General features: G+C 63.9%; 13 protein-coding genes. 8 read left to right on the plus strand and 5 right to left on the minus strand.

The window, feature by feature from the left end; translation table 11 throughout:
• Positions 1-39: 39 nt before the first annotated feature.
• The 8 genes from BRA1253DRAFT_RS06435 (at position 40) to BRA1253DRAFT_RS06470 (ending at position 7,706) form a co-directional block, all read left to right on the plus strand.
• Positions 40-1,140 (plus strand): LacI family DNA-binding transcriptional regulator, encoded by a 1,101-nt coding sequence (locus BRA1253DRAFT_RS06435; protein ID WP_007592329.1) that lies wholly within the window; start codon positions 40-42, stop codon positions 1,138-1,140.
• A 122-nt stretch (positions 1,141-1,262) separates the two neighbouring features.
• The gene (locus BRA1253DRAFT_RS06440) at positions 1,263-3,092 is read left to right on the plus strand and encodes an IlvD/Edd family dehydratase (protein WP_007592331.1); all 1,830 of its coding nucleotides are present in this window, start codon (positions 1,263-1,265) and stop codon (positions 3,090-3,092) included.
• A gap of 116 nt (positions 3,093-3,208) precedes the next feature.
• Positions 3,209-3,940: an SDR family oxidoreductase gene (locus BRA1253DRAFT_RS06445; RefSeq protein ID WP_007592333.1), complete on the plus strand. Its 732-nt coding sequence runs from the start codon at positions 3,209-3,211 to the stop codon at positions 3,938-3,940.
• A 121-nt stretch (positions 3,941-4,061) separates the two neighbouring features.
• Positions 4,062-4,808: an SDR family NAD(P)-dependent oxidoreductase gene (locus BRA1253DRAFT_RS06450; RefSeq protein ID WP_007592336.1), complete on the plus strand. Its 747-nt coding sequence runs from the start codon at positions 4,062-4,064 to the stop codon at positions 4,806-4,808.
• Between the two features lie 27 nt (positions 4,809-4,835).
• Positions 4,836-5,987, plus strand: coding sequence for a serine hydrolase (locus tag BRA1253DRAFT_RS06455; RefSeq protein WP_007592338.1), 1,152 nt, complete (start codon positions 4,836-4,838; stop codon positions 5,985-5,987).
• Positions 5,984-6,376, plus strand: coding sequence for a GFA family protein (locus tag BRA1253DRAFT_RS06460; RefSeq protein WP_007592339.1), 393 nt, complete (start codon positions 5,984-5,986; stop codon positions 6,374-6,376). The genes BRA1253DRAFT_RS06455 and BRA1253DRAFT_RS06460 overlap by 4 nt, the downstream gene beginning before the upstream one ends.
• Before the next feature lie 161 nt (positions 6,377-6,537).
• Positions 6,538-7,218: a site-2 protease family protein gene (locus BRA1253DRAFT_RS06465; RefSeq protein WP_007592341.1), complete on the plus strand. Its 681-nt coding sequence runs from the start codon at positions 6,538-6,540 to the stop codon at positions 7,216-7,218.
• Between the two features lie 65 nt (positions 7,219-7,283).
• Positions 7,284-7,706 carry a hypothetical protein gene (locus BRA1253DRAFT_RS06470; protein WP_035992870.1) on the plus strand — a complete coding sequence of 141 codons (423 nt, stop codon included), beginning with the start codon at positions 7,284-7,286 and terminating at the stop codon, positions 7,704-7,706.
• Here BRA1253DRAFT_RS06470 and BRA1253DRAFT_RS06475 read toward each other — a convergent pair.
• The 5 genes from BRA1253DRAFT_RS06475 to BRA1253DRAFT_RS06495 are packed head-to-tail and all read right to left on the minus strand — an operon-like array spanning position 7,694 to position 12,983.
• Positions 7,694-8,509, minus strand: coding sequence for an energy transducer TonB (locus tag BRA1253DRAFT_RS06475; RefSeq protein WP_007592345.1), 816 nt, complete (start codon positions 8,507-8,509; stop codon positions 7,694-7,696). The genes BRA1253DRAFT_RS06470 and BRA1253DRAFT_RS06475 overlap by 13 nt on opposite strands.
• Before the next feature lie 9 nt (positions 8,510-8,518).
• Complete coding sequence (gene exbD, locus BRA1253DRAFT_RS06480) at positions 8,519-8,974, minus strand: TonB system transport protein ExbD (protein WP_007592347.1); 456 nt, start codon at positions 8,972-8,974, stop codon at positions 8,519-8,521.
• Positions 8,975-8,977: 3 nt separating this feature from the next.
• Positions 8,978-9,898, minus strand: a complete 921-nt coding sequence (gene exbB, locus BRA1253DRAFT_RS06485; RefSeq protein WP_007592349.1) for a tonB-system energizer ExbB — start codon at positions 9,896-9,898, stop codon at positions 8,978-8,980.
• Positions 9,895-10,584, minus strand: coding sequence for a Fe2+-dependent dioxygenase (locus BRA1253DRAFT_RS06490; RefSeq protein ID WP_007592351.1), 690 nt, complete (start codon positions 10,582-10,584; stop codon positions 9,895-9,897). The genes exbB and BRA1253DRAFT_RS06490 overlap by 4 nt, the downstream gene beginning before the upstream one ends.
• A 2-nt stretch (positions 10,585-10,586) precedes the next feature.
• Positions 10,587-12,983, minus strand: coding sequence for a TonB-dependent siderophore receptor (locus tag BRA1253DRAFT_RS06495; RefSeq protein WP_035992874.1), 2,397 nt, complete (start codon positions 12,981-12,983; stop codon positions 10,587-10,589).
• Positions 12,984-13,045 lie beyond the last annotated feature (62 nt).

Genomic DNA, 13,045 nt, shown 5'->3' on the forward strand with positions numbered 1-13,045 from the left:
TTCCTTTGTTTGCGACAGTGAGTGTGTTAAGAGCAGCAAATGGGTCGAAACCGCACCAAGTCAGGCAAAATCCGGCTGGCGGAAGTCGCCGAGCTCGCCGGCGTAAGCCCGATCACAGCGTCCCGCTTCTTCCGCAATCCCGAGGCGCTGTCGCTCGCCAAACGGACACGGGTCGAGAGCGCGGCCAGGGAGCTCGGCTATGTGCCGAACCTGGCGGCGCGCGCGTTGGCTTCGCAGCGCACCGAGGTGATCGGTGTCTTGATTCCGTCACTGACCAATAACGTGTTCTCCGACGTGCTGCGCGGCATCTACGACGCCTCCGAAAACAGCCGTTACTCGATCCAGCTGTCCAACACACGCTACAGTATTCTCCAGGAGGAGAAGCTGCTGCGCCTGTTTCTCGCGCAGAAGCCGGCCGGGCTGATCGTCACCGGCATCGACCAGACCACGGAATCGCGCGCGATGCTCGATGCCGCCGACTGCCCGATCGTGCAAATCATGGAGATCGGGCCCCATCCGGTCGACATGATGATCGGCTTTTCGCACTATGACGCAGCCCGTGCGGCGGTTGCACATCTGTTCGCGCAAGGTCACCGCAAGATCGGCTTCGTCGGCGCGCGGATGGATCCGCGGGTACAGCGGCGGCTCGACGGATACGTCTCGGCCATGAAGGACGCAGGACTATTCGAGCAACGCCTCGTCGTCACGACGGCGACTCCGACCTCGGTGACGCTCGGAGGCGCCCTGTTCACCGATCTCCTGGCGCGGGAGCCAGGCATGGATGCGGTGTTCTGCGCCAATGACGACCTCGCGCTGGGTGTGCTGTTCGAATGCAGGCGCCGCGAGATCGCCATCCCCGAACAGATCGCGATCGTCGGCTTCAACGATCTGGAATTCATGGCCTCCGCGGTCCCGACTCTGACGAGCGTGCGCACCAACCGCTACGAGATGGGCAACACGGCCGCCAGCATGCTGATCGACGCGATCGACGGACGGCGCCCGGAACATCCGGTGCTCGATCTTGGCTTCAAGGTGATCGAGCGGCAAAGCTCGTCGGCCCGGCGGTCGGACAACCGGCCAGCCGCTTCAGGCACAGGCGCTGCGAACAAAATGGTAGCGTTACCAAGCGGCCATGACTAGTATCGGATTTGTGAGGAAACGACCCGCCAGCGGGCAGGCAAATCGTCGCTCGCGCCGTTGGGCATCGCACAAGCCGATACCATAAAACGGACGCCAGTGCGTTTGCATTGCAGGAGAAACCAATGACAAAAAGACCAACCAATGGGCATGCCCCCGCCGGCAACGGCGCTCGCCGCCACCTCCGCTCGCAGGAATGGTTCAACAATCCGCATAATCCGGGCATGACCGCGCTCTATATGGAGCGCTATCTGAACTATGGTCTCACCCGCACCGAGCTCCAGTCCGGCAAACCGATCATCGGCATCGCGCAGACCGGCAACGACCTCTCCCCTTGCAACCGACACCATATCGAGCTTGCCCACCGCGTCCGCGAAGGCATCCGCGAGGCCGGCGGCATTGCGATGGAATTCCCGACCCATCCGATCCAGGAGACCGGCAAGCGCCCGACCGCGGCGCTCGACCGCAACCTCGCTTATCTCGGCCTCGTCGAAATCCTCTACGGCTATCCGCTTGACGGCGTGGTGCTAACCACCGGCTGCGACAAGACTACGCCAGCCTGCATGATGGCGGCGGCGACCGTCAACCTGCCTGCGATCGTGCTGTCGGGCGGGCCGATGCTGAACGGCTGGCACAATGGCGAACGCACCGGCTCTGGCACCATCGTCTGGAAATCGCGCGAGCGGCTCGCCGCCGGCGAGATCGACTATGAAGAATTCATGGAGATCGTGGCGTCATCGGCGCCCTCAGTCGGCCATTGCAACACCATGGGCACCGCCTCCACCATGAACGGGCTCGCCGAAGCGCTCGGCTTCTCGCTTCCGGGCTGTGCGGCGATCCCCGCCCCCTATCGCGAGCGCGGCCAGATCGCCTACGAGACGGGAAAACGCATCGTCGACATGGTCTGGGAAGACCTCAAGCCTTCGGACATCCTGACCCGCAAGGCGTTCGAGAACTGTATCGTGATCAATTCGGCGATCGGCGGCTCGACCAACGCACCGATCCACATCAACGCGCTGGCGCGCCACATCGGCGTTGAGCTCTCCATCGACGATTGGCAGAAGGTCGGTCACGACGTGCCGCTGCTGGTCAACATGCAGCCGGCCGGCTTCTATCTCGGCGAGGAATTCCACCGCGCCGGCGGCGTGCCGGCCGTGGTGCGCGAGTTGATGAAGCACAAGCGCATCCACGAGGACGCGGTCACGGTCAACGGACGCGGCATCGGCGAGAATTGCGCCAATGCACCAAAGCCCGACAACGACGTGATCTGGGCTTACGACAAGCCGCTGGTGAAGGACGCCGGCTTCCTGGTGCTGAAGGGCAATCTGTTCGATTCCGCGATCATGAAGACCAGCGTGATCTCCAAGGAATTCCGCGATCGCTACCTCAGCAATCCGACCGATCTCAATGCCTTCGAGGGCAGCGCCGTCGTGTTCGAGGGGCCTGAGGACTATCACGAGCGGATCGACGATCCCTCGCTCGAGATCGACGAGCGCTGCGTGCTGTTCATCCGCGGCACCGGCCCGATCGGCTATCCCGGCGGCGCCGAGGTCGTGAACATGCAGCCGCCTGCGGCGCTGATCAAGCGCGGCATCATGTCCCTGCCCTGCATCGGCGACGGCCGGCAGTCAGGCACCTCGGGCTCACCTTCGATTCTCAATGCTTCGCCGGAAGCCGCCGCCAATGGCGGGCTCGCGATCCTCAGGAACGGCGACAAGGTGCGCGTCGATCTGAACAAGGGCAGCGCCAACATTCTCATCTCGGACGACGAGGTGAAGAAGCGCCACGCCGAGCTCAAGGCCAATGGCGGCTTCAAGCATCCGCCGAACCAGACGCCGTGGCAGGAGCTTTATCGCAACACCGTCGGCCAGCACGCGACCGGCGCCTGCATGGAGCTCGCCACGCGCTACCAGAACGTCGCCGGCAGCTTTGGTGTGGCGCGGGATAATCACTGAATTAGGAACACGTAGCCCGGGTGAGCGAAGCGACACCCGGGACATCGGCTCCCGGATATCGCGCTCGCGCGCTCATCCGGGCTACGGCACTGAGCACATCGAGGAGAAAGAAGAAAATGGCAGACCGCCTCAAGGGAAAGCGCGCCGTCGTCACGGCTGCAGCGGCAGGCATCGGACGCGCATGCGCCGTCGCCTTCGCGCGTGAAGGCGCAACCGTCATCGCCACCGACATCAACGAGAGCGGCATCGCGAGCCTGACCAAGGAAGGCATCGCCGAGGTCGCCAAGCTCGACGTGCGCAGCACCGCCGACGTCAACGCCTTCGCCAAGCGCGTCGGCAAGGTCGACATCCTGCTCAACGCGGCCGGCTTCGTGCACCACGGCACCATCCTCGAATGCTCGGAAGAGGATTTTGATTTCTCGTTCGACCTCAACGTCAAGTCGATGCACCGGACCATCAGGGCCTTCCTGCCGGACATGCTCGCGGGCGGCGGCGGCAGCATCGTCAACATCTCCTCCTGCGCGGCGCTGCGGCCGCCGGCCAACCGCTACGTCTACAGCGCCTCGAAGGCGGCCGTGTCGCTGCTGACGCGCGCGGTCGCGCTCGACTTCATCACCAAGGGCATCCGCTGCAACAGCATCTGCCCCGGCACCGTCGAGACGCCTTCGATGCTCGACCGCGCCGCGGCGCAAGGACCGCAGGGCAAGGAGATGTTCGTCTCCCGCCAGAAGATGGGCCGGCTCGGCACCGCCGACGAGATCGCGTCCATGGCGGTCTATCTCGGCAGTGACGAGAGCGCCTTCACTACCGGCGTCGACCTCGTGGTCGACGGCGGCTACATGCTCTGATCACTCCTCATCCCGAGCAAGCGCGTCAGCGCCGTCTCGAGGGATAGGCCACGGGCTCTATGGTTCGAGACGCGCGCAAGTGCGCGCTCCTCACCATGAGGGACAGATAAGGGGATTTGGCATGAACAAGATCGATCTCAACGGCCGTGTCGCCATCGTCACCGGCGGCGCGCAGGGCTTCGGCCGCGCCATCGTTCAGCGCTTCGTCGCCTCCGGCGCCAAGGTCGCGATCTGGGATTTCGACGCCGCGCTGGCCGAGAAGACGGCAAAGGAAATTGGCGGCGAAACAAAAGTCTTCAAGGTCGACGTCACCGATACCGCGGCCGTCGAGCAGGCCCGCGACGCGACGCTTGCCGCCTTCGGCAAGATCGACATCCTCGTCAACAATGCCGGCATTGCCGGGGTCAACAAGCCGGTCTGGGAGACCGACCTCGAGGAATGGCGCAAAGTTCTACGCATCAACCTCGACGGTCCTTTCATCGTCTGCAAGGCGATCGTGCCCGCGATGCTCAAGCAGAAATACGGGCGCATCGTCAACATCGCCTCGATCGCCGGCAAGGAAGGCAATCCGAACGCCTCGCACTATTCGGCCTCCAAGGCCGGCCTGATCGCGCTGACCAAGTCGCTCGGCAAGGAATTGGCCGCACATGACATCCTCGTCAATGCGGTCACGCCCGCGGCTGCGAAGACCGCGATCTTCGACCAGATGACGCAGCAGCATATCGACTTCATGCTGTCGAAGATTCCGAAAGCGCGCTTTGTGCTGGTGGAAGAGCTAGCCGCGATGGTGAGCTGGCTCGCATCCGAAGATTGCGCCTTCTCCACCGGCGCGGTGTTTGATATCTCCGGCGGACGGGCGACGTACTGAGGCAACGGCCGTCCGAAGGGGCGCACCATGCGGTTTGGGCGGCGTGATTTTGTGAAGCTCGCGGCGAGCGCGCTGCCGTTGCTTTCGCACGATGCGCTTGCGCAACTCACGCCCAACCCGGCGAACATCGGCCCGCCGTCGCCGGCCGAGCGCGACGCCATGGCACGGCTCGCGCACAGCTTCATGGACAGATATGGCGTGCCGGCGCTGTCCTTTGCGATCGGCTATGCCGGCACTGTTGTCCACGAGGACGCCTTCGGTGTTGCCGATATCGAGCGGAACGAGGCCGTGACGCCGCGGCATCTGTTCCGGATTGCCAGCGTCAGCAAGATGATCACGTCGGTCACGATCTTCCGCCTGATCGAGGCGGGCCGCCTCAAGCTGACGGACCGGGTGTTCGGCCCCGGCGCGCTGCTCGGCACCGAATACGGGCCGCCGCCCTACTCTGCCGGTATCGACCAGATCACGCTCGAGCATCTCCTGACGCACACCGCCGGCGGCTGGAGCAACGACAACCGCGATCCCATGTTCACGCATACCCGGATGGATCATGCCGGGCTGATCACCTGGACGCTCGCCAACCGGCCGCTGGACCTCTTGCCGGGCCAACGCTACGCCTACTCGAATTTCGGCTATTGCGTGCTGGGGCGCGTCATCGAGAAGCTCACTGGCCAATCCTATGCCGAGCATGTCCGCAGCGAGGTGCTCGCACGCTGCGGCGTCACCGACATGACCATCGCGCGCGACACGCGCGAGCAGCGCCAGGACGGCGAAGTCGTCTATTACGGCCAGGGCGAAAATCCCTACGGCATGAACGTCCCGCGGATGGATTCCCATGGTGGCTGGATCGCGACGCCGGCGGATCTGGTTCAGTTTCTGATGCATGTCGACGGCTACACGAAGCCCGCGAACATCCTACGGCCGCGCACCATAGAGATCATGACCACCGCACCCGCTGACAGCCCCAACTACGCCAAAGGCTTCTGCGTCAACAAGTCAGACAATTGGTGGCACAATGGCAGCCTGCCGGGCACCAGCACGATTGCGGTACGGACCCATGGCGGCTTCTGCTGGGCCGCCTTCACCAACACCAGACGCAGGAGTTCCGACATGGACGGCGAACTCGACAAGCTAAACTGGAGCATGGCGCGTCAGGTCGCCGAGTGGCGGGTCGCATGATCCGGGAAGGCGGATGCCTGTGCGGCGCGGTGCGATTCAAGGCCGAGGGCGAGCCGCTCAACGTCCGCATCTGCCATTGCCGCCTCTGCCAGAAGGCGATGGGCTCGCCCTATTTCGCCCGTGCGCAATTCGACCAGCGCGCGCTGACCGTCGAGGGCGACACCGACCGCTATGCGTCGTCCGAGCGCATCGACCGGGTGTTCTGCAAACGCTGCGGCACGCGCCTGTTCGCCTGGCGGCGCAATGGCACACTGGCGGGCGTCGCGCTGGCGACCTTCGACGATCGCAACGCGTTTGTGCCGACCGAGCATATCTGGGTCAGCGAAAAGATGGGCTGGGTGACGATCGAGGACGGCATGATCCGATATGAGGGGACGATCCCGACGTAGCTCATCCGGCGCCAAGGCTCGACGTCATGGCCGCCGGTCTCGCCGATTATTTGCGGCGTGGCATTTCGGAACCGCCCACCCTATGTTGAGGTGAAGCGTTGCTGCACCACCGGTTGGCTGGGTCGGCTGCAAGACCGCAGGCAAATCGGGACGGACGAGCCGTGAACATTTCTTTGTATGACCTCTCGGTGTGGGTGCTGCCGCTGGTGCTCGCCATCACCTTCCACGAGGCTGCGCACGCCTTCGTCGCATATCGTCTCGGTGACGACACGGCATGGCAGCTCGGCCGTGTCAGCTTCAACCCTATCAGGCACATCGACCCGTTCGGCACGCTGATATTGCCGGCGATGCTGCTGTTCGCGCATTCGCCGTTCCTGTTCGGCTATGCCAAGCCTGTGCCGGTGAATTTCCGCAAGCTCAACGACCCCAGGCTCGGCATGGTAGGGGTGGCGCTGGCCGGGCCCGCCACCAACATCCTGCTGGCGCTGGCCGCAGCTCTTGCCCTGCACGCCCTGCCCTGGGCTCCCGCGAACTCGGCGCAATGGATCTTCGACAATCTCAAGAACGCACTGCTGATCAACGCGGTGCTGGCGGTGTTCAACATGATGCCGATCCCGCCGCTCGACGGCGGGCGCGTCGCGGTCGGGCTGCTGCCGCGGCCGCTCGCCCTGCCCCTGGCGCGGCTCGAGCCGTTCGGGATGCTGATCCTGATCGGCTTGCTGATCCTGCTACCGCTGGCGGGCTCCCAGTTCGGTCTAAATCTTGATGTTATTTCAGCAATACTGCGAACGTTGACCGGTTATGTGATTCAGGCTGTTCTCATTCTGACCGGCAATGCGTAGTTGAACAGCGACACACCCGAACACAAGCCGAAGGGCTCGAGGCCGACTTGGTCAAAGCTGCCGATATGCTGATCGCGCGACGCGCCGATACCCGCGCCCGCGCCGATTTCGCCACCTGGAAGATGATGGCCAAGCTCAACGGGTCGTCCGCGCTGCCTCCTGGGGCGCAGGAGTTCCTCGTGAGCTACAAGAACCTGCAGGCGCAGATGAACGAGGGTGAGGCGACCGAGGCCACCATCGGCGCCATCTACAAGGCCTACTATGCCGAGATGGGCGGCGCGGGAACCCCGCCTGATGTCCGCCCTCGGGCGGCCGAACCGGCTGCGGACAATGTTACCGCTTTCCGCCGCCCAGAACCGAAGCCGAAGAAGACCAGTTTCTTCGGGGCAGCGACCGCGGGCACAACCCAGAAACGGCCGCTCCCGGTGGCCCTGATCTTCGCCTGCCTTGTCGTGGTCTATGTCGGGATCAGGCTCTACTGGCGCTGAGCCGTCTTCTTCTTTTTCTTTGCGTCCGGCGGCGTGAAGATGATGTCGACGGTGCGCTCGAACCGGTCGTCGGTCAGGCTGGCGGGCGGCTGCGGGATGGGATCGGACTTGCGGACAATCGAGATCGCGGCCGCATCGTAAGCTGCATCCCCGGACGACTCGACGACGTCGACTGAAAGCACGTTGCCCCGCCGATTGATCGCGAAGCTGACCTTGACCTTCTGATTGTTGGGCTCCTTGCCCTCCGGATTGACCTTGTGGGCCGTGAGATGCGCGCTGATCTTGCGATTCCAGTCGGCTGTCAGCTTCAAAATATCCTTGCCGATGCCGAGCACAGGCGCCAGCGCCTTCTCGGCCTCGCGCGCGTCCTCGTCGAGCGTCTGCCGCGCCGTCGCAACGGACTTCGGCGAAGCTTCCGCAGCGGGCGTTTCGACCGCCGCAATCTTCGGATCCTCGTCCTGCGGCTTCTTCGAGATGTTCTCGGTGACGACCCGATCGGGATCGTCGACCTGTTGCGACTGATCCTTTGGAAGCTCGGTTTCCTTGGTCTCGGCCTTTTGCTCGGGAAGCGCCTGCTGCTCCTGCATCGCCTCACTATCCGGTCCCGGCGGAAGGTCGGTGTCAGGCGCCTTCGGCGAGGCCATCTCGACAGCGAACTCCGCGCCGGCCGCGCCGAGGCCATCGTCGCCGTCGTCGGCCCGCAGGTGCGCCAGCGCGAGCGCGGCACCACCGAGATGCAGCGCGAGCGCCGCCAGCGCTGCCAAAATCCAAAGCGTCCGGGCTGGTCTGGACTCATCCGACATCGCGGGCCTCTAAGGCTGAGCGGCGCCTGCCGCAGGCGCTCCCGGAGCGCCTTCCAGCGCAACCAGCTTCACCCGCGAATAGCCGCCGGAGCGCAACAGCTCCATGACGCCCATCAACTCGCCATACGGCACCGAGCGATCGGCGCGCAGGAAGACGTACTTGTCCTTGCTCATGTCGGACAGACCATCGAGCGTGCCGATCAACTCGGCGCGGTGGACCGGGTTCTCTCCGATGGCAAGCGTCAAATCGGGCTTGATGCTGAGATAGGTCGGCTTGTCCGGCTTCTTCTGCGGCGTCGCGCTCGACATCGGCAGATCGATCGGCAGGTCGACGGTCGAGAGCGGCGCTGCGACCATGAAGATGATCAGCAGCACCAGGATGACGTCGATGAACGGCGTGACGTTGATTTCATGCGTTTCGCCGAAATCGTCGTCGTCATCATTGTCTGCGAGCGAAACGCCCATGGTTCACTCCGCCGCGCGCGAATGCACGCTGCCGTGGCTGCGGTCGAGATCGCGCGAGAGCAACCGCCCCGCAGCGCCCGAGGCACGGCTGACGAGCTCGAGATAGCTCTTCGTCACGCGCGAGAAGTAATTGTAGATGATGACGGCGGGAATGGCGGCGACCAGACCGATGGCTGTGGCGAGCAGCGCCTCGGCGATACCGGGCGCGACGACGGCGAGGTTCGTGGTCTGCGACTTCGAGATGCCGATGAAGCTGTTCATGATGCCCCACACGGTGCCGAACAGACCGACGAAGGGCGAGGTCGAGCCGATGGTGGCGAGCACGCCCATACCGACGCGGATGCGCCGCGCCTCCGCCCGCATGATCTCGGAGAAGCTCGAAGCCGCCCGCTCCTTGATGCCGGTGTCGCTGGAGAGGCCGGCCGACATCCGCGCCTCCCGCAGCGCCGCCGCCAGGAAGGACGGCAGGATGCCCGCCTTGGCGCCGAGCGCCATCTGCGCTTCCGCGAGCGAGCGCGCCTCTGCGATCTTCTTCAGCGCCGAACGAAGCTTGGTCGCGGCGATCGACAATTCGATCGACTTCGCGATCAGCACCGTCCAGGTCATCAGCGATGCAAAGGCCAGCCCGATCATCACCGCCTTCACGATGATGTCCGCCGACATGAACATCACCCAGGGCGACAATTCCTTCATGGCGGGCGCGATGCCGGCTGCCGTATCGGACTTTGCAGCCGCCGGCACGGCAGCTTGGGGCGCCGCAGGCGGAGCAACAACCGGGGCCGGGCTGACCGCTGACGGCTGAGCCGTCGATTGAACCGGTGCCGCGGGCGCGGCTTGCGTCTGGGCAGAAACAGGGGATGCAAGCCAGGCGGCCGCCAGCACCAGAGCTGCGGCAAGGCTTGCTTGGAAGGACATGATCTTCATACTTCGGCCCAGTAGCGAATGAGGTTGTGATAGATACCCGTCAATTTGACCGTTTCGGGATCGTCACGCCCGAGCCGTTCCACCAGCGCCTGTATCGCGGTGTCGAGGTCAAAGATCATGCTCCGGGCTTGATCGTCCCGTATCATGCTCTGAAGCCAGAAGAAAGATGCAACCCGCGTTCCCCTGGTCACCGGGGTCACGAGATGGAGGCTGGTCGAGGGATAGAGCACGCAGTCCCCGGCTTGCAACTTGACTTCGTGCGAACCGTAGCTGTCCTCGATCACAAGTTCGCCACCGTCGTACTCCTCCGGCTCGGCCAGGAACAGCGTCACCGAGAGGTCTGTGCGGATGCGAAGGCCGGTCAGGCGGTCGCCGCGGATGGCATTGTCGACATGCAGGCCGAAATGGTGGCCGCTGCTGGCTGCATAGCGGTTGAACAGCGGCGGGAAGATCTGGAGCGGGATCGCCGCCGCGATGAAGCGCGGGTTCGACGTCAATGCCGAGATGATGCGGTTGCCGAGCTTGCGCGCGACCTCACTGTCCGGCGGCAATTGCTCGTTGCGCTTGACCATCGCCGACTGCGAGCCCGCGGTGGAGCGCCCGTCTTCCCAATTGCTGGCGTCCATGATGCGGCGGAAATCCGCCACATCATCTTTGCTCAGGACGCCAGGAAGGCAGGTCAACATGATCAGAACTTCGCCGTCGTGATGAGGTAGAACGCCCGCCCCGGCGCGACCGCGACGAAGGGAACCGCGCTGCGATAGAGCGTGTCGTAGTAGAGCTTGTTGGTGAGATTCTGGGCATAGAACTTCATCGTCCAGTTCTTGTCGATCTTCTTCTCGACGAACGCGTCGAAGCGCCAGTAGCTCGGCAGCTCGTTGCCGGTGTTGGCGGCGAACGTGCCGCCATACACCTTCGAACGGTACACCGCCTGACCGCCCAGCTCCCAGCCGTCGTCGAACTTGTACTTGGTCAGCATGCTGAACGATTGATGAGCCACGTTGGCAAGCTGCAGGCCGAGATTTGAGGCGACACCGCTCTGCGTGACCTTCGATTGCATCAACACCAGGCCGCCGAAGATGCTCCAGCGATCGGTGATCTTGCCTTCGGCCTCGATATCGATGCCCTGGATCCTGTAGGCAGCGCCCGAAGTCAGCAGGCCGCTGACGGTTTCGCGCGCATTGTCCTTCGTGGTCTGGAACAGCGCGGCGCTGACCAGCAAATGGCGATCAGCTAGCTCCCATTTGGTGCCGAGCTCGGCTGCCTTATTGCGCTCCGGCCCGAGCAAGATAGCCGTGTTGGCAGGAATGCCGCCGTAATCGGTGGCGGTCGCATCAAGCTCCGATCCGAACGGATTGGCGGAGGTCGCATAGGCCGCATAGAGGCTGCCGATCGACATCGGCTTGTAGACCAGGCCGACGTTGTAATTGACGAGATCGGCGTTCTGCTTGAGATGGTCCGCGTTGGTCGACGAACTCTGGCTGTAGCCATCGTAGCGCACGCCACCATTGACGATGATCGTGTCCTGCCAGTTCGCGGTGTCCATGACGTAGACGCTGCTGGTGTTGACGCCATAGCGCGTCGGATTTCCAACCAGCGACGGCGTGTTGCTGAAGGGAATGTAGGTGTACTGCGGCGAGTAAAGGTTCACCCCCGTGACCGCCCCGCTGCTGGTCGAGCCGCCGCCGAACAGTTCCGACGAGAGGCCGGTGTAACGGTCGATCGAGATATTCTCGTTCGAATATTCGACGCCGAACACCGCCGTGTGCTTGACCCCGCCGGTGTCGAGCTTGAAGGTGGCCTCGTTCTGGTTGGCCCACACGTCCACGTTCTGGTAGCGGCTCTGCGCGCTCGCCGTCGTCGTCCAGAGCAGCGGATTGGGGCTCGTCGTAACCGGGTTCTGCGGCAGCGTGCCGATATAATTCAGCAGCGAGTGCTCGCCGCGCACCTTGCTGCTCAGCGTGATGGCCTCGTTGACCTTGTACTCGATCGTGCCGGTGCCGAAATCTTGCCGCGCGGTCTGGAAGTCGCGGTTGAGGAAGCCGTACCAGTTGCCACGCGGAATGCCCGCCGACGTCACTGGGACGTTGCCCTGCTTGTAGTAGGGCACGCCGAAATCAGGATAGCCGCTGAGGTCGGTGTGGACGTAGTTCGTCGTGATCTTGATGTCGTTGGTCGGGGTATACCTGGTCGAGATGAACGAACCCCAGCGATTGTCGGTGACGTAATCGCGGCCGGCGACGTTGGCGTCCTGGAACAGGCCGCCGGCGCGCACCGAGAACGTGGGATCGATGACCTGGTTGACGTCGAGCGTGACCCGCTTGGTCCGGTCGGTGCCGAACTCGGTGTCCATTCGCTTGAAATTGACGTCGCCAGCCTGCTTGGTAACGATGTTGATGGCACCGCCGGCGGTGCCGCGGCCGGCGTAGGACGAGGCCGGCCCACGCAGAATCTCAATCTGCTCGGTGAAGAAGTTCTCGCGGATCGAGACCGCGGGATCGCGGATACCGTCGATGAAGACGTCGTTGCGCGCATCGAAGCCGCGGATGAAGAAGCGATCCCCGAACGCGTTGCCGCCTTCCCCAGATCCCAGCGTCACGCCGGCGGTCGAGCGCCCGATCTCCTTCAGCGTCGTGGCGTTCTTGTCCTCGAGCACTTCCTTGCTGAGCACGGTGATGGTCTTCGGCGTGTTCAGCATCGGCTCCGGAAACTTGCCGGAGGCCTGGACGTGGTCAACCTTGTAGGGCGCCGCCGGATCGGAATACGGATTACGGTCGACTTCGCCGGACGGCGTGGTGGGAGCGGTCTGCTGCGCCGCCTGCTGACGCTGCGCGGCGCGGCGAAGCGCATTGCGCGCGCGGACCTGGTCCGCCGTCGGCTTCGAAGCCGCCGGGCGCGGACGCGCGACCGGCGCATCGACCGTTACCGGCGGCAGGTTCGACTGCTGCGCCTCCGCACCGCTCGACACCGATGCTGCTGCGATCAGGCCGGCGACTGCGGAGACCTTCTTGCCGGAAACGCTCGTAAACTTCTCATCGAATGCTGCGACCGAACGCAACGACTTCGGTGCGACCACCTGCCCCATTACCAACACGCCCCATATTCCTGTTCGCCCATTCACTTCGACGAGCGATTGGAGTGTTGGTA

The organism is Bradyrhizobium sp. WSM1253 (genome assembly GCF_000244935.1).
Taxonomy (GTDB): Bacteria; Pseudomonadota; Alphaproteobacteria; order Rhizobiales; family Xanthobacteraceae; genus Bradyrhizobium; species Bradyrhizobium canariense.